A 21,162-nucleotide genomic window follows, 5' to 3' on the forward strand; every position below is an offset into this window, starting at 1 on the left:
ATAATGGAGTTGGGTGAACTGTGAAAAAAATACTACATGTGGCGGAAACGATTAAAGGTGGCGTTGCGACGGTCATCCGGACGATATCAACCCCTCCCAAGGGCGACGCCCAGCAGTATGAACTGGTGTATTTGATTCCGTTCGACCAGAAGAAAGAACTGCATGGCATTGATGAAAAAGACATCAGGACCTTCTCCCGAAACAAGAGAGATGTCGTCTCCCTGCTGCGCTTTGCCTGGCAACTCATTCGAGTGATCTTCAAGGAAAAACCGGATGTCGTGCACTTGCACAGCACGTTTTCCGGGGTCATTGGCCGATGTGTGTGTTTAATCTTGCGGCCTTGGCGGTCTCCGAAAATAATCTACTGCCCGCATGCGTTTTCGTTCTTGATGGAAAGTTCTCCCGCCAAACAGAAAGTGTATTCTCTGATTGAGCGGCTTTTGCAAAAAGTCACGGATGTCATTATCTGTGTCAGCCAGTATGAACTGGATAAAGCGGCCTCGTTTGGTATCGACCGCCGCCGTATGAAACTGATCTACAACGGCATTCATTATAAAAATGATGAGAGCCTGTCCAGTCAGTGCACGGATATTCAACTTTTATTTGTGGGTCGACTGGACTATCAGAAGGGCTTTGATGTCTTGCTCAAGGCATTCACGGAAGTTGAGCGCACCGACTTGAAACTGACCGTGGTTGGCAGTGCGGTGAATGAGGAACCGGTAGAGTGCCCCGTCATTGACGCTGTTGAATACCTGCCTTGGGTGACCCCGGCCGAAGTCAATGCCCTCTATAAAACCGCCGATGCCCTGATTGTCCCCAGCCGCTGGGAAGGTTTTGCCATGGTTCCCCTTGAGGGCATGGCCATGGGCGTGCCCGTTATTGCCAGTGACTGCACTTCGCTCCCTGAACTGGTCACGCACAACGTCACGGGCTACATATTTTCGACGGGCGATCACCAGGCGCTCAGTAACATCTTAGTGAACATCAAGAAACAGAAGTTGCTGGAACTCGGCACCGAAAGCCGCAAGCGGGTGCGCGAACGGTTCAGCGCAACGCTGATGATCCAGAAAACCTATGACGTGTATTCCGCTCAAACTTATTAAGTAGATATCAAGATATGAACGTAACTATTTTGCATGGCTACAGTGCATCCAATTCCGGTGATGGCCTCCTGGTGGATTTGGCAATCGCCTTGGTGCTGCGAAACTTTGGTGCTGACACGTTAATCAATGTCGTTGCGTCAGACCCTCAATCATTTAGTTACCTTCCCTATAAGCGGTATGACGCGCCGGTCATGGCGGCTAAAGGATTGGGACGCGTGAAGGAAGCGGTTTTCCTTAAACAGTCTTACGCGCCACTCGCCGACCTCTTGAGCACCAGCGATCTGATCGTCGGGGTGGGCGGTGGGTACATGCGGTCAAAGAGCGCCTTTGAACACATCAAGCTGAAACTGGGCCATGCCAAACAGCTCGAAACGGCGATCTTGAGTAAGGTGCCGTCGGTTTACCTGCCGCAAAGTATCGGCCCGTTCCACGGCGAGAGCAGCGCGATCGTAAAACACTACGCCAGTGCCGATGCGGTGTTTGTTCGTGACAACAGGTCGTCGGCTATTTTCCAATCCAATGAAAATGTCTATCGAGCGCCAGACCTGGCGGTCCAGGCGTTGGCGAAAAAGATTCTGGTGCAACCCAAGTTCACCCGCTGTGCGTCATCGCCGGCCGTGGTCTGCGTGGTTTTACGCAAGCCGCCGGAATGGAGCAAAGAGAAAAAGATCGCCTACGTTGCCAACTTGAAGCTTCTTTTGAAGAGACTAAGGGCGAAAAGCAAAGTGGTCTGCGCTGTTCAAAGCGCCGTTCGTGGCAACGATGACGGGGCGTTCTATCGGGAACTTGGCATTACCGAGGATCTCTTGCCCTTGAAGGCGACCCTGTCCAAGTATCAGCCCGACCTGGTCATTTCCGTAAGGCTGCACGGAGCCATCGAGTCTCTGCTCGCCGGCGTGCCTGCGTTTCATATCAGCTATGAACGCAAAGGTTTTGGCGCCTATCAGGATATGGGCGTGGAAGATTGGGTGATCAACGGCGGGGACATCAATGTCGACACCATCATCGACACTGTTTACGCGCCGAATGCGTTGTCCAGATTCGGTAAAAAACTGACGGACACCTGCAAAGAAATCGAAGCCAAAACGGAGCTGATGGACACGATCATCAAAGGGATTGTTCGATGATATTTCGGCTGTTGCTACGCGGAGGTGCTTTAGGCGCAAAGTTCTTGCTGGTGTTGGCCATCACGCATTACCTGGGTTATGAGGCTTTGGGTTTCTACGGGGTGGTGGTGGCCGCTTCATTGATCGCTTCCAAGTTTTACAGCGTCGGGTTCAGTTCTGAAATCAACCGGCTGATCAGCGTGGGGGGCAGTTCGAAGCTTGTCGTTGATAAGGTACTGATTCTGTACCTGGCCGTTGGTTTGCTGTTATCGGTGGTCACGGTCGCGCTCTACTCACTGTTCAGTGATGTTGAGGCGAGTGCCGCGTTGATCGCGTGCGTCACGCTGTTGCTGCTCACCGAGCATCTGTCCTTCGAAATAAACTCGTTTGTCTTTTCCGCACAAAAGGCCAACTGGGGCGCGTTGTTGTTTTTCATCAAGACCGGCCTCTGGGCGCTCCTTGCCGTGGGTGGACTGATGACCGGCGTAGTGTCCACCATCGCCAGTGTGCTTTGGTTATGGGTGGCCACCAACCTGTTGGTCATCGTGGCCGGTTACTTCATTGTGGTTGACGTACATAAGGGCCGGGGCGTCAGTGCCGTCACCACGGTTTCGGTCTGGAGAGCAGGGTTGCCCTTTTATCTGGGAGGCGGGCTGATCGCATTAAGTCAGTACGCTGAACGTTTTCTGATTCTGGACATTGAACCGTATGCCAGCCTCGGCAAATACGTTTACTCCTGGTCTGCCGCCAACACGTTGCAAGCACTGTCCTACGCTGTTGTTGCGGTGGTGGGCATTCCCGTGCTCGCCAAGCGTTATAAAAATAGCCAGCAGGCGCTGACGGTCCGGCAATTGTTCGTTAATCAATGGGTGCTGCGCTCCCTGATGGTTTCCTGCGCGGTGGCTGTGCTGATTTATGCGTTCTTCAATATCTTGCTTGATTATGTGGACGCAGCAGTCCCGCGTCCGGATAACCGGATTTTAGCGATTCTGATTTTCTCTTTTGCCCTGCGCGCCGTCGGCGATATCGTCTGGGGCGGTCTTATTGCCTCGAAGAACAGTCGGGTTTCGTTAGCCAGTGCAGCGATCTGTTTGGCGGTTTCACTGCCCGTCAGCTATGTGCTCATCAAGCACTATTCAATTTATGGCGCGGCGTGGGGCAATGTCTTTTCGATCACGGTGCAGTTGGCCGTCATTGCTTTGCTGACCAGGTTTGCCCGGTCAAAGGGGGCCTTGTAATGGCCATCTCGCTACCGTCCATAGAGTTTCGCGGAAGAAAACTCGACTCACCCATTTCATTCCTGATTCTGCTGTGTGGTCTTTTTCTGTCTATTGCGATGCCGCTGCTGATGCACCGCGATCCTGGCCCGGATGCGATGACCTTGTGGACGTCATACGTTCGTTCAGACAACTGCAATTTCTGGAATCCGTTTTCACCAGACCGGTCCTCTTATGAGTGCTCCGCTTACCTGCTGCGTCCCACCGGTATCAACCTGACCAATGCGTGGGCCTACGGGATGTTGTGCAACCTGTTTCTGACCTCTATCCCGATCTTCATCTTCAAAAGAATACCGATAACGATCTTCCTGACCTTGTGCCTGTGGGGAGTAGTCAGGTCGTTTTTTCTCGATAACCTGACCAAGGAAATCATTGTCTCGGTGGCGGTGATCGCCATTCTGTTTTTCTCCTTTTCGAAACGCTACCGCGCGGGCTTTTTCCTCTCTGCGCTGTTTTACGGTGTGCTGATCCGGCCCTACTGGATATTGTTTTCGCTGGTCTGGGTCGGTGTGTGCGTGATGAAGAAGCATGTATCGCGTTTCAGCTTTTTCGTGATGTTGTTCATGTTCTACCTGGTGATCGCGACGGCCATTCAGTTGCTGGTCGGCTATTCGGTTTCATCCATTCGCGCCAGTAACAATGAACTGCGGACTTTGGGTGAAGAAGGTTCGAAGTCATTGATCGTTTCATGGATTAACGGCGGAGATTTCGTGTCCCAGGCAGTGGACTCGATGAGCATCTTTTTCAGGCTGTCTTTCCCGGTGGAGTTGATCCTGCTCTCCGGCCTGGGGCAGATCATATTCGTCGTCCTGATGATGATGACCTCGTTACTGATGTTCAAAATGATGACGTCGAGTCACTACAAGGGCTCAACCATCGAGCCGAAAGTCAAAGAGCTGATTGCGATCCCTCTGTCCTTTTTATTGGTGCAGGGGTTGTTCGAGCCTGACTTCGGCTCGTTTGCCCGACATTTCTCCATGGTGGTTCCGGTGCTGTTTCTGGGGCTGGGATTGCAGCTGCGCTCAAAGAAACCCGAGTCGGTTGAATCAAGCGTTCAGCGCTGAGGTTTGTGGTCTATGCAAAGCAAGAAAAAATCGTTGGAAATAGAAACGCTCAGAGGTCTGGCATGCCTGCTGCTGGTGCTCTATCACGTGATAGGTCCGCTGGGCGGCGGACTGAAAATCGACCTGGGGTCACCTTTTCGGGTGTTGGCGGATTCGATGGTGTACGTCAGGATGCCGCTGTTCACCTTCATATCGGGCTACATCTATTCGATATACAAGATCAGAGGCAATGACTTCTCCGCTTACTGCGTTGGCAAGGTGAGACGGTTGATCGTGCCGTTGTTTTTTGTCGGTATTCCATTTTCGGTGCTGCAGGTTGTAGGGCCTGGCGTTAACAAGGAGGTCGGGTTAATCGACGCCTTGTTGTCGTTCTACATACCGGTTAACCATTTCTGGTTTTTGCAGGCCGTCTTCATCATCTTTGTGTTTGTCGGTTTTCTGCAGTGGCGCGGTCTGTTGCAGACGGCGACGCGGCTGTATCTGCTGTTCTTGTTTTCGGCGCTGGTGTTCTTGTTGCCGCCTTTTCCGGTTGACGCGTTTGGCATCAATGGCGCGGTCTATTTGCTGCCGTTTTTCGTGACAGGGATGATTTGCCACGAAAAGGTCAGTGCCTTGAAGCAATCGCTGAAAGTGATCGGGCCGGTCGTGTTCGTCTTGATATCGGCTGTGCTGCTGTATGTCGCCGCCGTGGATCGCGAACTCATTGTCGATCGTAGAAGCGTTGTCGGTTTGCTCGTTGGCTGTATGTCCTGTGTCGCGCTACTGTCGACTGACATGCGCTCTAAAGCTCTGATCTGGCTGGGTGGATATTCTTACGCCATTTTCCTTTTTCACGTGCTGTTTGCTGCCAGTTCGCGGTTTGCCTTGGGTCGTTTGGGCGTCACGGACGACAGCGTTCTGGTCGCAGGCGGCGTGCTGTGCGGATTGTTGGGGCCCGTGCTGTTGTCGAACATTTTCAGCCGCTTCACCCTGACTTCCATTCTGTTCCTGGGCGAGCGAGTTACCCGCAAAAAGACTCCAGCGGTCGGGTTGAAGGTGCCTCAATCCTGAGTGCCCATTCAGCCGGCTTACTGATAGAGGAATGAGCCAGTGGTAGATGTCGATGATGTGCGCCCCGTTCCTGCTCAGGTTGTCGAAGTGAGAAGTTCACGCGATCGGCTTGCTGCAATGACCAAGGGTAAAGCGGGGGAGGTGCTGGCCATCTCGGTAATTGGCGACAGTTACAGCGCGGGGCAGGATTTTTATCTCAATGCCCTCACTCAGCACTTGGCGAAAGATTTTGGTTTCGCCGGGCCTGGTTATGTCGGGTTCAATCACGGTGCCGCGCTCGGCGGTACGAATTTCAAATACACCCGCAGCAGCAAGAAGTACTTCGGTGGAGATTGGGACGTTTCCAGTCTTGGCCAGGCGAGTCCGGACAGCCGCACCGTGACCGGGCAAACGGGCGCTTTTCTTGAAGTGGATTCCAAAGAAACGGCATCCATCAACACAGCCATTACCGACGCCAAGTTGCTTTACCTGGGCAATGGAAAAACCAGTGAGATGCGCTATCGGTGGACATCTTCAGACACCTGGCAGCCTTTGACGTTGGCCGGTTCCGGGGTTCAGGAAGTGCAACTCAGTATCCCCGCCAATGCTGAATGGTCGTTAAAGCTCGAAGTAGTGAAAGGTGCGCCGACGTTGTTTGGTCTGTGGCTGACCAATAATCAGGGCGGTGTCAGGGTCTCCAAACTCGCCGCTTCCGGTGGCGCCTCAGGTGACTTTTATAAAAGCGACCGTCCATGGCAAACCCAATGGAAGGCCATCGTTTCCAAGATACCGGCGGACGTTTACCTGATCATGTTAGGCGGTAATGACCAGGGGTTTGGCGTCAAGCCCAACGACTATCTGGAGAACATGAAAGGGTTGGTGCGGATGATTCGCGAAGTTCATCCGGCGGCGAGCATCAACGTGATCTTGCGTCAGGACACAACGCGCTCCAGTGCGTATCCGATGTCGGAGTACGCCCAGGTGCTTGAGCCTTGGGCGCGTTCGGAGCACATCGTGTATTCGAGTTTGCAGTGCACGTTCGGTCCCGACTTCAAGCGCTACGCCAATGACGGGCCGACGCCCATGATCGGTCCGGACAAAATCCACCCTATCCCGGGTTCGGGCGGTCGGCTTATCGCCGATTACGTGTATCGCCTGATTGTCGGAGGGGGCGGTGAGTCGCCGGGCCAGTGTGGTTCCGCTTTGAAATAATCATTCACCGTTCAAAGCGTTCCAGATGGCTCAGCAGCTCTGCGGTTTTCACAGGCATCAAGTCAGGATCACATCGCGTTTCAATATTGATAACAATTGCCGGATCGCTACAGCGCACGCGAACCCGGAATCGCCAATCATTGAAAATCACTTTAAGCCCGTCGCTTTCATCGATATCCAGGGCCTGGTGGGCGTACAGATTTTTCAGATGGTTCAAGAGTGCAAAAGGGTCCCTGGCCGGGCGATGGATATCGCCCGAAGAGGGGAACACCCCGATGCGCTCAACCAACAAGGCTGTGCCAAACCAGGCCGCCGAAGTGGAGGATAACGACGGGGTTTTCGACAGCCAGGCCATCACCCCGACGTTGCCCGCTTTCTGTTCGATGTCTACCGAGCGTTTTGCAGTGGTCATAGTGGCTTGCCTGGATGAGTGAGTGGGTCAAAGACCGTTGAGATACAGATGCTCATAGCAAAAGTTGGTGGCGTCGATATAGCCTTCTGCACCGCCACAATCAAAGCGCAGGCCTTCGAACTTGTAGGCCAGCACGCAGCCATTTTGGGCCTGCTTCATCAGTGCGTCGGTGATCTGGATTTCGCCACCCTTGCCCGGTTGGGTGTCGGCGATCAAATCAAAAATATCGGGGGTCAGAATGTAGCGGCCAATGATCGCCAGGTTGGACGGTGCGTCCTCGGGTGCCGGCTTCTCGACCATGCTGTTGACCCGGTAGATCCCTTCGGAAATCAACTCGCCGGCGATCACGCCATATTTATGAGTCTGATCTCGAGGCACTTCTTGAATGGCCACGATCGAGCAGCGGAATTTTTTGTAGAGCTGGATCATCTGCGCCAGTACGCCGTCACCTTGCAGGTTCAGGCACAGGTCATCCGCCAGCACCACGGCGAACGGTTCGTCACCGATCAAGGGACGACCGCTGAGAATCGCGTGCCCCAGGCCTTTCATTTCGACCTGACGGGTGTAGGCGAACGTGCAGGTTTCAATCAGCTCCCGAGTGCCGGCCAGAAATTTTTCCTTTTCGGTGCCGCGAATCTGGTGTTCCAGTTCATAGCTGATATCGAAATGGTCTTCCAGCGCACGCTTGCCCCGGCCGGTCACAATTGCCATGTGCTGCAGACCGGCGTCTCGTGCCTCTTCAACGGCGTACTGGATTAAAGGCTTGTTGACGATCGGCAGCATTTCCTTCGGCATGGCTTTAGTAGCAGGCAAGAAGCGCGTGCCATAACCGGCGGCGGGGAACAAGCATTTACGAATCATAGATATATCCTGGAAAGTCATTATTCACATCCACGCAGAAACAATATCGAGTGTGGCTGTGAGTTTTGAAGTATTACTGAGGTTGTACTTTAATACCTGAGTGAGGCTTTATTGGCAATTATTAGCAGGCGTAGAGTGGGGCAAATGTTATTAGTTGTCGGGGCTGATGCCTTTTAGTTAATTTTAGTCGGTGTCTGTTAATAGTGTTGGTTGTTCTGAAGTGCTAATAAGTGTTTGGCGTCAATGGGTGATGTGCGCATTTAACATTACCTGTAATTGAGCACTTCAATACCCCACTATGGACCGCTCTATGAAGATTCTGGTAACGGGTGGAACCGGTTATATCGGTTCTCACACTACACTTGCGCTGCTTGAGGCGGGCTTCGATGTGGTTGTGCTGGACAACCTTTGCAACAGCTCTGACGCGTCCCTGCACGCCATTGAAGCCATCTGCGGCAAGTCCGCATCGATGATTCGCGGGGATGTGTGCGACCGGGCATTGCTGGACCGGATTTTTCAGGAGCATTCCATTGATGCTGTCCTGCATTTTGCCGGGCTCAAGGCCGTAGGCGAGAGCGTGCGCAAGCCGCTTGATTATTACGAGGCCAATGTTTGCGGGAGCATTACGCTGTGCCAGGCGATGTCGGCGGCGGGCGTGTTCCGGTTGGTGTTCAGTTCATCGGCCACGGTGTACGGCGCGCCTGAGCAGATGCCGATCCGGGAAGATTTCCCCACCGGCACGCCAACCAATCCTTACGGGCAATCCAAGCTGTTCATCGAAAACGTGCTGCAGGATCTTTGTGCGGCAGAGCCGCGCTGGAGCATCGCGCTGTTGCGTTACTTCAACCCGATCGGCGCTCATGCCAGTGGCCACATGGGTGAAGACCCCAGCGGGATTCCCAATAACCTGGTGCCTTACATCAGCCAGGTGGCCGTCGGCAGTCTCAAGGAGTTGTCGATATTTGGTGACGATTACCCCACCGTCGATGGCACCGGCGTGCGCGACTACATCCACGTGGTGGATCTGGCGGACGGACATCTCAAGGCATTACAGACGATCTCGACGCGTACCGGAATCAATATCTGGAACCTGGGCACGGGCGATGGTTACAGCGTTCTGGAGGTAGTGCGGGCGTTCGAGCAGGCGTCGGGGCGTCCAGTGCCTTATCGCGTGATGCCACGTCGCTCGGGCGACATCGCCGAGTGTTGGGCCGATCCTTCCAAAGCGGCGACGGAGCTCGGCTGGAAGGCCACGCGAAATCTACAGGAGATGATGACAGACACCTGGCGTTGGCAATCGAATCATCCCAGGGGTTACGTCGAGTAGGGCTTGAAACAGGCCGTCAGCCCCTGGTTTTTCTGCTGAACTGTTATATCAGGACGCAATGTTAATTATGGTCGGGAAAATTGACTGGAAACACGTCCCGCAAGTCCGTAGATATAAAGAACACGCAGGAAGGAGTTTGATATGAAAAAGATGATGGTGATTGCCGTATTGTCCATGATGAGCAGCGGGGCTTTCGCAGTAGAAGCACCTCTTTCGCTGGATACAAAAGTGCTGGGTGATGTAACGGCGGCACAAGCTGCATTGGCCAGCACTGCGATTGTTTCAGGCGCAGTGGCTGCCTCCAGTAGCGGCGGAAGTTCCAACGGCGGAACAACCGGAAGTACCGGCACTACAGGCACTACCGGTACCACCGGCACACACTGATAAATACCGCAGGTGTCATCCAAGATTGCCCGGCTAACACTGGGTGATCTTGTTTTGGGTTTGCCCTTGAATAGCGTAGTGCCATTATGATTCGTAGCGTTCCTTTTTTAATGCTGGCAAGTATTGCTTTGCAAGGTTGTATGTTTTCGCCGGGCCAACATATGAGCACCAGCGATATCACTCGCGAAGGCTCAAGCGAAAACAGTCGGGTCGAGCTTATTCCGATTACCCCCAAGCTTATCGCCATGGACAGGGCCACTCAGGTACATGAGTCATTACCCCCGGAATTGTTGACCACGCCCGACGAATACCGCATCGGTAACAACGATGTCTTGTACATCACGGTATGGGATCACCCCGAGCTGACCGCACCTTCTGGCGCGCAACAGCAGATCGATGCAAACGGCCGTCTTGTTCGATCCGATGGCACGCTGTATTACCCCTACATCAAAGAAGTCCAGGCCGCCGGAAAGACCATCCAGCAATTGCGATCCGATATTGCCGAGAAGTTGTCGACCTTCATCTCGGACCCGCAAGTGGATGTCGCCGTGTTGCGCTTTGCCAGTCAGAAAGTGGTGGTGTCGGGCGCCGTATTGAAAGCAGGCCCTCAAGCGATTTCCACCAATCCGCTCAATGTGGTTGAAGCCCTGGGTTCGGCCGGTGTCGATCCGCTGAATGCGGACTTGTCCGGGTTGCTGTTGACGCGAAACGGGCGGGTTTATCCGCTGAATCTCGATGCGCTCAATCAGCAGAATGCCGAGTTGCAGAAGGTCTACCTCAGAGGCGGCGATCAGTTGTATTTGCCCTACAACGACAGCAAGAAGATCTACGTGATGGGCGAGGTCAATCAGCCGCGTGCATTGACCTTCAAGACCCGCACCATGAATCTTTCCGACGTCATTGGTTCGGTAGGAGGGTTGAACCAGACCACCTCGAACGGCAACGCCGTGTACGTCATTCGCGGTGTAGAAAACCTCGATGTCGAACCCGCCAAAATCTATCAATTACACGCCGAGTCGCCGTCCGCCATGGCGCTCGCCACTCACTTCGATGTCCGCCCTCAGGACATTGTTTATGTAGGCCCTGCCAACGTTACCCGCTGGAACCGCTTCATCAGTCAATTGGTGCCATCGGCCTCGATTCTCGGTATGGGCGCGGCGGCACAAAACAACTTAAGTGAAGCCAACAGCAGATAAGGTCTGGTCCCACTGTGAGAACGTTGAACGTTAGCGTCTGCTTGATGGCGGCATTGCTGTTGTGTGGATGTAATCCGCTGATGAAGGCCACACTGGCGAACTTCAAAGCCGTGGCCACCGGGCCTGACGACCTGGAGTTGACTCCGGCGCAAGTGGCCGAGGTTCAGTATCCGCAACTCAAGCTGACCACCCCTTCCGGAGAAGGGGTGTTGGCGATGGTGCGTGAGCGAGGTGACTTGCAGTACTGGGTCGCGTCCGGCAAGCAGGTGTTGTTGCTGCGCGACGGCCTGGCGGTTCGCACTGTCGGCCTGGGCTTTGAAGGTGACCTGGACGGGACCCGTATCGAAGCGCAATCGCCGTTCAAGCAAGGCCTTCACCGATTGCCCGATGGATACACCAGCCAGCGCTGGATCGATCTCTATCGAGGTTACGAAGTGGGTGTTGCCGTGAGCAGCCGCTTTACCCGAAAACCCATGGAAACCCTCAGGATCCTGGACAAGGCATACGCCGTGCTGCGTGTCGATGAGCAGATAGAGGCACCGGCTATTGGCCTGCGCGCGACCAATCATTATTGGGTCGATCCGGATAACGGTTTCATCCTCCAGAGTGAACAGCAACTGACAGGGCAACTCAGGGTGAAGATCGTGCAGTTGACCTCTGAGCGCGGGGCTGTCCGTTGAAGTTTCCCAAGGTGTTATGGACGTGCCTGTTGTTGATCTGCGGTGGCGTGAATGCGGCAGTCAACGTCAGCGGTGATGTGCGCAATCCGGGGCCGGTCGAGCTGCAATCCGGGGGGCGCGTGCTGGACGTGATGCGTTTGGCGCAACCCAATCCTGAAAGCTACTGGCTGGCGGCCGCCTGGCTGCGACAACCATTGCTTGAGGAGCAGACCCGACTCAAGACCGGGGTCCTGTTTGACTTGAAGGTGCTGCAACGCACCGCATTGCTCTTCGATCGGCCCAGCCGGGCGGCATTGGCGTTGCAGTTGTACGAGCAAGTCAGCCGCATGCCGGTTACCGGGCGCCAGGTGGCGGTCCTTGATCCGATCGCGGTGGAGGTCGGCTTCGCTCGCAACTTCCGCCTCGATGACGGCGACAGCCTTATCTACCCGAAGCGTTCCGATGTGGTTGAAGTGCTGGGCGCTGTCGCCGAACCGTGCCGGCTCGCCTTTCGCCCGCTGCAAGAGGCGCGGGATTACCTGCAAGGGTGTTCATCGCTGACCGATGCCGAAGCCGATTACCTCTGGATCGTTCAGCCCGACGGGGTCACCCGCCGTGTCGGCATTGCGCCGTGGAATCGTGAAAGCGGGCAGGTGCCTGCCGCCGGCAGCAAAATCCTGGTCCCTGTCAAAACCGATGATCTTAATCCGCCTATACCTGAACTGAATCAGCAGTTGGCCGAATTTCTTGCCACGCAACTGGCTGAGGTGGTTCCTTGAATTTACGTTTTGCTGCAGTGCTGTTGTTGCCGTGTGGTTTGGCTCTCGCAGAGCCGCGATTGACTCAAAACGATTTCGGCGGCGTGGGCTTGATGCAAACGCCGACGGCTCGAATGGCACCGGCCGGCGAATTGAGTGTGAATGCCAGTCGAACAGAGCCCTATACCCGTTACAGCGTTTCATTGCAGCCATTTGAATGGCTGGAAGGCTCGTTTCGCTATACAGCGATCACCAACCGCCGGTATGGCCCCGAGTCGTTGAGTGGCGACCAGAGTTATAAAGACAAGGCTGTGGACCTCAAGGTACGCCTTTGGCAAGAAAGCCACTGGGCGCCTGAGCTGGCCCTGGGCTTTCGCGACATCGGCGGTACCGGCCTGTTCTCCAGCGAATTCCTGGTCGCCAACAAACGCTATGACGACTTTGATTTCAGCGCGGGTATTGCCTGGGGATACATCGGCAATCGAGGCGATTTCGACAACCCGTTGGGTTGGGCGGCTGATCGCTTCAATACCCGGCCGGACGGCGAGGGCACCGGTGACGTCAACACCAATGCCTATTTTCGTGGGCGACCTTCATTGTTTGGCGGCGTGACCTACCAGACACCCTGGGAGCCGCTCAGCCTAAAGCTTGAGTACGAAGGCAACGACTACAAAAACGAGCCGAAAGACAATGCCATCAAGCAAGATTCGCCCATCAACATCGGCGCCGTGTTCAAGCTGACCGATTCGGTCGATCTCAGCGCGGGTTGGGAGCGCGGCAATACCGCGATGTTCGGCATCACCCTGCACACCAACTTCGTCAGCCGCAAGACGCCGGCCAAGACTTACGATCCGCCCGCGGAGCGTCTGCCGACACAGGCACCTGCCACACCGCCGGATCAGGTCAACTGGGCCAACGTATCGCAACGCCTGCAGAACAATGCGGGTTATAAAGTCGAGCGTATTGCTCAGCGCGGCCCCGAGTTGTTTGTGTACGGCGAGCAGACGAACTATTTCCATTCGGCCAAAGCCGTCGGCCGCGCCAGCCGGATTCTGGACAACAGCGTCAACGACGATATCGACTGGTTCACCCTGGTGAACAAGCGCTACGACATGCCGCTGGAAGAAACCAGCGTGCCGCGCGAGATCTTCCGCGAAGTGGTCAACAATGAGGAGCCGCTGCAAACCTTGCACCGAACCACTGAGGTCAACGGGGCGATGCCGCATACCGAGACCACGCTCTATACTGCCGCGCGCGATCCCTTCAGCTATGGTGTCGGGCTGGGCTACAAACAGAACGTCGGCGGCCCTGATGGTTTGCTCTATCAGCTGAGTGCCGATGCGGACGCCGAGTATCGTTTCACGCGCAATACCTGGTGGAGCGGCCTGCTGAGCGCCAACCTGGTGAACAACTACGACAACTTTACCTACGACGCACCAAGTGGTTTGCCCCGGGTGCGGACCGACCTGCGCAAGTACCTGACGACCTCTGACGTCACCATGCCCACGTTCCAGTTCAGCCACGCCGAGCAACTGGATAAAGACCTGTATGGCATGGTGTACGGCGGCTATCTGGAGTCGATGTTTGCCGGTGTGGGCGGTGAGGTACTGTTCCGTCCGGCAGGCCAGCGTTGGTCGGTGGGTGCAGACCTGAACTACGTGCGTCAGCGCGAGTTCAACCAGGGTTTTGGCTTGCGCGATTACTCGACCGTGACCGGCCATATCACCGGTTATACCGACTTGCCTTTCGATACCCAGGCCGCCGTCAGTGTCGGCCGCTACCTGGCGCGGGATTGGGGCGCCACAGTCGATCTGTCACGGGAGTTCCGCAATGGCGTGCGATTCGGTGCCTGGGCCACGCTGACCACCGCGACAACGGCGGAATACGGTGAAGGCAGTTTCGACAAGGGCATCTACATCTCCATTCCGTTCGATGAACTGATGAGCATGTCGACCATGCGTCGGGCCAATATCGTCTGGTCGCCGCTGACCCGGGACGGCGGTGCACGGCTCAATCGCAGCTACTGGCTGCACTCGATGACCGATAGCCGTGACAGCGACTTGTTCTACCGTAACTTCGACAAGATCACTGAGTGAACGCGGGCGATCTGCAGGGCGATTAGCGCTGTAGATCGCATCGCGGTCGACCGAAAGGGGACAACCTGGAAGGTCTTGTAGTAAGCAGCGCCATCTTGCGCAGGGCTCTCTGCGTTAAAACGACACACTTGCAATGATAAGCCGGGGGCTAACTAAGCTCCCGGCTTGAACAAGTGTTGCCGTGTGTCAGGGGGCCTGGTGTGGCAGGGGCGTAAGTGCGACTCAGCGCCTGATAGACGCCCATGAAAAAGGGGACTTGCGTCCCCTTGTCATTTTGCGGTGCCTGGTATTCAAGTGATCAATAGATGTCTTTTGACAGCAAGGTAAAAGGCGTCTTCACCAGGATCTTCAAATCCAGCCACAACGACCAGTTATTGATGTATTTGAGATCGATCTCCACACGCTTTTGCATCTTGTCGATGGTGTCGGTCTCGCCACGGCAACCGTTGATTTGAGCCAACCCGGTAATCCCCGGTTTGATTCGGTGGCGAGCCATGTAGGCGAGAATCTTCCCGGAGTAGTAATCGTTGTGTGCAACGGCGTGGGGACGTGGTCCGACCAGGGCCATATGGCCTTGCAGCACATTGATCAACTGCGGCAGTTCGTCGAGCGAAGTACGGCGGATAAAGCGTCCCACCGGAGTGATCCGAGAATCGTTACGGCTGGCCTGCTTGACCTCAAGGTCATCGTGCACGCGCATCGAGCGAAACTTCCAGACCTGGATCACCTTGCCATTCCAGCCGTGGCGGTCCTGCTTGAAGAACACCGGGCCGGGAGAGTTGAGTTTAACGGCCAGGGCAATCAGTAACAGCAACGGACTTAGAAGAACCAGGGCCAACAGCGCCACGCTCTTTTCCAACAGGCTTTTACTCAGTGCGGCGGTTGGCTGGCTGGTCAACGGGCTTTCATTCAAGTAGATCGCCGGCAAGCCGTCCACGACCCTTACCGAGTGATTGAGCAGCATCAGGCTGTTCAAGTCCGGCACCCAGACCACATCGACGTTGGCCCCCAGCAAATCGATATACATGGCTTCAATGTTTGCCGCTTCACTCAGGGGTAGCGTGATGTACAAACGGCGGATGTCATGGGTTTTGATCAGCGCCAGCAGATGCTCTTGCGGGCCTACGATCGGCGGTGAGCCCATCGCCAGCGGGAGCGTTGTGTCGGTGCTGACCAACCCCACCAGCGGGAAGTGTTCAAGGCTACGCAGCTTCCGGGCAAGACCCAGCGCCAACTCGCCCGTACCGACGATCAGGGTTTTATGCTCGCTTTGAAGTGACCGTTGATAGTATTGCGAGAATCCGTGCAGCGGCACGTACAACAGTGCCTGCCCGAGATAACCGCAGGCTGCCCATATCAAGATCAGTTGACGGGAAAACAGTCCATCGGCCTTGCAGATGAATGCCACACAGGCCAATGCCGCCAGGGTCATTGTCCAGCCCACCAACAAACGTCCCAATCCCTCCAGGTAATTATCTTTCTTTGCATAGACGCCACACCAGGTATAGGCGGGCACCGAGGCAAGTACCGTTAGAATTGCGCACACTCGGTAATAGAACTCCACCGTCCCGGTGTGGTAATAAACCAATAGAAACAACAGGGCTACAACAAAGCCCTGACCCAGTGCCCATTGTCCCCAGAAGGTCAATCCTTTGAGGTGGGTATTTCGATTGATACGAAGATTGTTAACCATGCGATATCCCCAAAATACGTCCATTCGCGTGTCGACAGACAAGAGCCAAGTTGATGTGGTAAGCATTATTATTTTTATAAGAGGGCAAAACATTGACGGTCGAAATGCCACTGTGCGGCGTGCTCGTCAGTGAATAGATTAATTTATTGGGCAGAAAGCTGTCTGACGACTTTTAACGAGTGGTAAGTTGGTGTGCTGGTTATATTGAGGCGGCGAAGCGTTAGAAATAGTCGATAATGAAAGTTGATTTCAGGAAGGGGCAAGCGAAATTGTCTGCGGAGGGGGGAGGGGGCTGAGGGTGAAATGGTGGGGTGCTTTTTTGTTTTTGTATGCACTACCATTGCGATCAATCTTATTGATTCAGGTGAGACTTTTCCCCCGTACTATTTTTTGAATCAGGCAATAGCCACGATTCCTCACGGCCCGGAACAAACGTTCACCATTGCTGGCACTCTTGAACTTTTCCTGTAGTCTGCTCAAGCACATTTCCAGGCCTCGATAATGCTCGGGTTCTCTGCCGATGCTCCGAATAAGATCATCTTTACTTACGACTCGCTCATCATGGTGCAGCATTTTCTTGACCAGTGTGGCTTCTAGCCCGGTCAAGACAACCTCTACGTCATCTTTGATCAACGCACCATTGCCATGACTCAATCGCCAGGCTTCTGTATAGGGATAATGCGGTTTTACCGCCTCGTTGAGGAGTGAATCCTGAGTGTTTTCCCGGTCTTCATCTGCCCGTGAGGATATGTTGCTGAACTGCGTATCGGACTGGGCCGCTCGCCACTCGGATTCGAATGAAGAGAGAATGCGCTGTGTATCATGTCTGATAACGGGAGGGACAATTCTGTCCAGGTGAGGGGAAATAAATTCCATTAGTTTAGGGGCGGATGAGGGTAGGGCAACACCCTCGACAAACATCTTTGCCTGCGACGTACCAAATGAGTTATATCGCTCGCTCGATAATAATGCCTCAAGCTCTAGTTGTAATGCCGGGCTGTGAGTAACGACGACAAAATATTTTCTGGGGAGGGGTGTACTGCTTTCCATGTCTCTCTCCTGAAGGGCATACTCAGTTTTTAATTCAAAAGGTTGTCGGCAGGGGAGTAATGGCTCCCTTGAAAGTATTCAAACGGCAGCGCGCGCGCCAGTATATGGCTCGCGGCATGCTCCACTCTGTCAGCTATGAAGGCGACTTTAGTGGTGTGGGTCAGCATGGTCATGCGTTCGTGGAGACGATTGAATAATTCGGGGTTGCCCGTGAGTTTAAGGCTTAAGTCTAGGGTTGAAAAAGGGATCTTGATATAGTCGAAAAGATTCAGGGTTGTAAAGATCTCGATACTTTCATTGTCGATGTTGTAACCATCGAACGCGATTTCTATGCCGTGGTCTTTCAACAGATACACATTGTTGAGAATCTTCTTTTTTTCACTGAAACTGACCGCCGAAAGAGGCAGTTCATTGAAAGCGATAACCAGCGTCTGACCAAAGTTGTGCAGGGCGTCGCTGGACTGTATCAACTCTTCCGCGAGTGCTGAATCGGCGAGGTCTGATTGTCCGACGCAGACAAATCTACGACTTAAGTATTTGTTTTTGCTGGATATATTATGGTCTTTCAGCGAAAAGGCAATCAACCGGGTCTGCATGAGCACTTCACTGTAGATGCCGCTCATCTGCTGCATGGATGCCGCAAAAGATGCATGGGCTGGCTGAGCCGGACTGTCGTCAAACTGTATTCTGATCTCGCTGCCAAATGGGCAGTCATCACGAGTGAGGATCAATTGTCGAGACAGATAATGACTCGCACGATAGATGTGTGACGCGCTCATCGTTGCGTTCATAATGCAATAACTCCCTGCATATTAATCATCAGGCGGTCGAGATGAGACCCCTGACGAGACGATATCCATGCCCACGAATACTTTGAATGGCGTTGGTGCCATACATGCCTTTTATCTTGCCGCGCAGGCGACTGATAGATTTTTCCAAGGCCCTTGGGTCATAAAACGTTATATTCAGACCCATGATTCTGGCGATTTCATCATGGCTCAGTATTTGATTTCTTGTTTCGGCAAAGGCTTCCAGGATTTTCATTTCCGGAAACGAAACATCCAGTTTTTTATAGTCTCCAATCAGGCACATACGCGTGGGGTCCAAGAGTAAACTGTGTTGCTTGTGCCATTCTGCGCTATTAAAAAACTCGGAAAGTACGTCCGGGTTATCTTCAGGAAGCGTACTGAATTTAATGCAGTGGTCGGCGCCGGCAAGATAGTATCTCATCTTGTTGTAGGTGCCTTTGCCGGTGATGGCTACAAAGATAATAAGGGCCTGGTTATCGGCACGCATATTTTCCACCAGGGCGATGCTTTCATCAAACGCCTGAGGGCTGTCAATGACAATGAATACTGCACGGTATGAATGGGAACCCTTATTTTTTCTAAACAAGTTGTTGAAGCACATAGTGTCAACGGGTATATCATGCGCTACATAGCTTGCAACTAATGCCCTGAAACCCTCAGCTAAACTATGGGTCCGCCCAATGGTGAGAATACCCGTCACCTCCTTTGTGTGGCTGTGGCTGGTATTCGTTAATTTCCCTGTAAGCATCATGCTTTGACTCGGCTGGGTGCTGACATTTGGATGTTAAAGCACCAATTCTCATTTGTGACTGACAATTGGTAACATTTCCCGGGTTTTCAAGCAGGTGTCACAATTTTTTTAACATTGTTGAGCAATCTGGCGAGATCCTTTGTGTCCCTGATGCTTGGCATGCACAGTGGCAAATAGGCATCATTGTGCCATCTTTTCGCGCAATGTCCCGCTTTTCCAGTTCAATAAGCCTGGGTGGGCGGTTGAAGCTGCCTTAGTTGGATTTTTATGGAGGCCTTATGAGTTGCCAGACCTAGGCTGCTTTAAGTGCCGGTTTTAGTATGTGTTTTGTTTGGAACTGGCTGATATTTCTTGTTATGTAACGTTCTGGTTGATGGTGACATTCATGGACAATTATTAACGTTGAGTTTTAATGCAGGTCTGAATGCGTTTTACTGACTCGTTGGCGATAAAATCGTCAGTTCGTCAGCAGTTTTGCTTTTGTAGATGAGGGGGGTTAATGGATTTTTGGACTACCGTAACGGTATTGATTTTAGGCGTGGTGGAAGGGCTGACAGAGTTTTTACCCATATCAAGTACAGGGCACCAAATCATTGTCGCGGACCTGCTCGGCTTCGGCGGTGAGCGTGCCATGGCTTTTAATATCATCATTCAACTTGGGGCCATCCTGGCCGTGGTCTGGGAGTTTCGGCGCAAGATCCTCGAGATCGTCACAGGCTTGCCAACCCAACGTAATGCGCAACGGTTTACCTTGAACTTATTGATCAGCTTTATGCCTGCCGTTGTATTAGGTGTATTGTTCGCCGATAAGATTCACGAATATCTGTTCAATCCAATCACCGTGGCGGTGGCATTGGTAGTGGGCGGTATCGTTATGTTGTGGGCTGAGCGGCGGGAACATAGGGTGTATGTCGACCATGTTGACGACATGCGTTGGACCGACGCGTTAAAGGTCGGGTTCGCTCAATGCCTGGCGATGATACCGGGCACCTCACGCTCAGGATCGACCATTATCGGTGGGTTGCTATTTGGACTGTCGCGCAAGGCAGCCACCGAGTTCTCGTTCTTTCTGGCCATGCCAACCATGGTCGGTGCCGCCGTCTACTCAGGCTACAAATATCGGGATCTGTTCCAGGCTGGCGACCTGCCAGTCTTCACCTTAGGCTTCGTCACCGCGTTCTTTTTCGCCATGATCGCCGTGCGCGGCTTGCTCAAGTTTATCGCCAGCCACAGCTACGCCGCGTTCGCCTGTTACCGAATTGCATTCGGTCTGGTGATCCTGGCCACATGGGCATTCGGTTGGGTTAACTGGACTGAAGCAGCAGCGCTCTGACACGTGAACCAGGCTGCGGACCCACCAGCCTGGTATTTAAAAGATAAAACGGATTAACGCCCTTCAAGCAACTCAGCTGCCTGATCCAGCAACGCCAAAGGCTCTTTAGCCTTGTGGATATCCACCGACAACAACTGCCGAAACTTGCGTGCCCCCGGGAACCCGGTGCCCAGCCCCAGCACGTGCCGGGTGATATGGTGCATCGAACCGCCCGCATCAATATGCGCCGCTATATAAGGCCGCAACTTCGCCAGCGCCTCCGCCCGGCTAATCACCGGCGCCGTACTGCCGAACAATTGCTGATCCACCTCAGCCATTACATAAGGGTTGTGATACGCCTCGCGGCCCAACATCACACCGTCAAACGTTTGCAAATGCGCGTGACAGGCTTCCAGCGTCTTGATCCCGCCGTTAAGAACAATCTCCAACTCCGGAAAGTCCGCCTTCAACCGCGCCGCCACGTCATAACGCAGGGGCGGAATGTCACGGTTCTCTTTCGGCGATAAGCCCTCCAGAATCGCAATCCGCGCATGTACCGTAAAACTCGTGCACCCTGCATCCCGAACCGTGCCAACAAAATCAACCAATTCCTCGTAACTGTCCCGCCCATTAATCCCGATCCGATGTTTCACCGTCACCGGAATCGACACCGCATCGCGCATCGCCTTCACACAATCCGCCACCAGCTGCGGATGCCCCATCAGGCACGCGCCGATCATATTGTTCTGCACCCGATCACTCGGGCAGCCGACATTCAGATTCACCTCGTCGTAACCGTGGTCCTGAGCCATACGGGCGCAGGCGGCCAAGTCGAGAGGGACGCTGCCGCCGAGTTGCAGGGCCAACGGGTGTTCGGCTTCGTTGTGACGGAGGAAGCGGTCGTGATCGCCATTGAGGAGCGCGCCGGTGGTGACCATTTCGGTGTAGAGGAGGGCGTTTTTCGATAGTAACCGTAGGAAAAAACGGCAGTGGCGGTCAGTCCAATCCATCATCGGCGCCACGGAGAATCGGCGGGAGAGCGGGGCGGGTGTGGCGGTGATTG

At 54.0% G+C, this 21,162-nt stretch carries 20 protein-coding genes; 13 read left to right on the forward strand and 7 right to left on the reverse strand.

All coding sequences use genetic code 11. The annotated features are described in order from the left end of the window. Positions 1-20: 20 nt before the first annotated feature. From FHL16_RS11140 to FHL16_RS11165, 6 genes are read left to right on the forward strand one after another with little or no spacing between them, the layout of a single operon-like run. Entirely contained in the window at positions 21-1,103 is a 1,083-nt protein-coding gene (locus FHL16_RS11140; RefSeq protein ID WP_010456278.1) for a glycosyltransferase, read from the forward strand. Positions 1,104-1,117: 14 nt separating this feature from the next. Continuing rightward, positions 1,118-2,230: a polysaccharide pyruvyl transferase family protein gene (locus FHL16_RS11145; protein ID WP_042932696.1), complete on the forward strand. Its 1,113-nt coding sequence runs from the start codon at positions 1,118-1,120 to the stop codon at positions 2,228-2,230. Then, positions 2,227-3,447, forward strand: coding sequence for a polysaccharide biosynthesis C-terminal domain-containing protein (locus FHL16_RS11150; RefSeq protein WP_077748241.1), 1,221 nt, complete (start codon positions 2,227-2,229; stop codon positions 3,445-3,447). The genes FHL16_RS11145 and FHL16_RS11150 overlap by 4 nt, the downstream gene beginning before the upstream one ends. Next, on the forward strand, positions 3,447-4,550 hold the full coding sequence (locus FHL16_RS11155; protein WP_077748242.1) for a hypothetical protein: 1,104 nt from the start codon (positions 3,447-3,449) through the stop codon (positions 4,548-4,550). The genes FHL16_RS11150 and FHL16_RS11155 overlap by 1 nt, the downstream gene beginning before the upstream one ends. A 12-nt stretch (positions 4,551-4,562) precedes the next feature. Next, positions 4,563-5,600, forward strand: coding sequence for an acyltransferase family protein (locus tag FHL16_RS11160; RefSeq protein ID WP_077748243.1), 1,038 nt, complete (start codon positions 4,563-4,565; stop codon positions 5,598-5,600). 39 nt (positions 5,601-5,639) lie between these two features. Beyond that, positions 5,640-6,791: an SGNH/GDSL hydrolase family protein gene (locus tag FHL16_RS11165; protein ID WP_077748244.1), complete on the forward strand. Its 1,152-nt coding sequence runs from the start codon at positions 5,640-5,642 to the stop codon at positions 6,789-6,791. 4 nt (positions 6,792-6,795) lie between these two features. On the opposite strand, the gene FHL16_RS11170 is transcribed toward FHL16_RS11165, so the two are convergent. Both FHL16_RS11170 and galU read right to left on the reverse strand, forming a co-directional pair. Further along, positions 6,796-7,203 (reverse strand): mannose-1-phosphate guanylyltransferase, encoded by a 408-nt coding sequence (locus tag FHL16_RS11170; protein ID WP_077748245.1) that lies wholly within the window; start codon positions 7,201-7,203, stop codon positions 6,796-6,798. Between the two features lie 27 nt (positions 7,204-7,230). After that, on the reverse strand, positions 7,231-8,064 hold the full coding sequence (gene galU / locus FHL16_RS11175; protein ID WP_010456264.1) for a UTP--glucose-1-phosphate uridylyltransferase GalU: 834 nt from the start codon (positions 8,062-8,064) through the stop codon (positions 7,231-7,233). 310 nt (positions 8,065-8,374) lie between these two features. On the opposite strand from galU, the gene galE reads away from it, so the two are divergent. From galE to FHL16_RS11205, 6 genes are all read left to right on the forward strand, one after another. Then, entirely contained in the window at positions 8,375-9,391 is a 1,017-nt protein-coding gene (gene galE, locus FHL16_RS11180) for a UDP-glucose 4-epimerase GalE (RefSeq protein ID WP_010456263.1), read from the forward strand. A gap of 141 nt (positions 9,392-9,532) precedes the next feature. Continuing rightward, a complete protein-coding gene (locus FHL16_RS11185) occupies positions 9,533-9,775 on the forward strand; it encodes a hypothetical protein (RefSeq protein WP_077748246.1) in 243 nt (80 codons plus the stop codon). 140 nt (positions 9,776-9,915) lie between these two features. Further along, complete coding sequence (locus FHL16_RS11190; RefSeq protein ID WP_077748247.1) at positions 9,916-10,971, forward strand: polysaccharide biosynthesis/export family protein; 1,056 nt, start codon at positions 9,916-9,918, stop codon at positions 10,969-10,971. 14 nt (positions 10,972-10,985) lie between these two features. Continuing rightward, the gene (locus tag FHL16_RS11195; protein ID WP_077748248.1) at positions 10,986-11,651 is read left to right on the forward strand and encodes a YjbF family lipoprotein; all 666 of its coding nucleotides are present in this window, start codon (positions 10,986-10,988) and stop codon (positions 11,649-11,651) included. Beyond that, on the forward strand, positions 11,648-12,409 hold the full coding sequence (locus FHL16_RS11200; protein WP_077748249.1) for a capsule biosynthesis GfcC family protein: 762 nt from the start codon (positions 11,648-11,650) through the stop codon (positions 12,407-12,409). The genes FHL16_RS11195 and FHL16_RS11200 overlap by 4 nt, the downstream gene beginning before the upstream one ends. After that, positions 12,406-14,484 (forward strand): YjbH domain-containing protein, encoded by a 2,079-nt coding sequence (locus FHL16_RS11205; protein WP_077748250.1) that lies wholly within the window; start codon positions 12,406-12,408, stop codon positions 14,482-14,484. Before FHL16_RS11200 ends, FHL16_RS11205 begins: the two co-directional genes overlap by 4 nt. Positions 14,485-14,782: 298 nt before the next feature. Here FHL16_RS11205 and FHL16_RS11210 read toward each other — a convergent pair whose 3' ends face one another. The 4 genes from FHL16_RS11210 to FHL16_RS11225 form a co-directional block, all read right to left on the reverse strand. Continuing rightward, entirely contained in the window at positions 14,783-16,177 is a 1,395-nt protein-coding gene (locus tag FHL16_RS11210; protein ID WP_042932702.1) for an undecaprenyl-phosphate glucose phosphotransferase, read from the reverse strand. 360 nt (positions 16,178-16,537) lie between these two features. Further along, positions 16,538-17,227: a winged helix-turn-helix domain-containing protein gene (locus tag FHL16_RS11215; protein ID WP_077748251.1), complete on the reverse strand. Its 690-nt coding sequence runs from the start codon at positions 17,225-17,227 to the stop codon at positions 16,538-16,540. Between the two features lie 29 nt (positions 17,228-17,256). Continuing rightward, complete coding sequence (locus tag FHL16_RS11220) at positions 17,257-18,018, reverse strand: EAL domain-containing protein (protein ID WP_077748252.1); 762 nt, start codon at positions 18,016-18,018, stop codon at positions 17,257-17,259. 28 nt (positions 18,019-18,046) lie between these two features. Beyond that, a complete protein-coding gene (locus tag FHL16_RS11225; protein ID WP_010456243.1) occupies positions 18,047-18,787 on the reverse strand; it encodes a winged helix-turn-helix domain-containing protein in 741 nt (246 codons plus the stop codon). 499 nt (positions 18,788-19,286) lie between these two features. Between FHL16_RS11225 and FHL16_RS11230 the strand changes: the two genes are divergently transcribed. Next, on the forward strand, positions 19,287-20,120 hold the full coding sequence (locus tag FHL16_RS11230; protein ID WP_077748253.1) for an undecaprenyl-diphosphate phosphatase: 834 nt from the start codon (positions 19,287-19,289) through the stop codon (positions 20,118-20,120). 53 nt (positions 20,121-20,173) lie between these two features. Here FHL16_RS11230 and dusA read toward each other — a convergent pair whose 3' ends face one another. Continuing rightward, a complete protein-coding gene (dusA, locus tag FHL16_RS11235; protein ID WP_077748254.1) occupies positions 20,174-21,160 on the reverse strand; it encodes a tRNA dihydrouridine(20/20a) synthase DusA in 987 nt (328 codons plus the stop codon). Between the last annotated feature and the right edge of the window lie 2 nt (positions 21,161-21,162).

Source organism: Pseudomonas sp. FSL W5-0299 (assembly GCF_005930655.1).
GTDB lineage: Bacteria > Pseudomonadota > Gammaproteobacteria > Pseudomonadales > Pseudomonadaceae > Aquipseudomonas > Aquipseudomonas mandelii.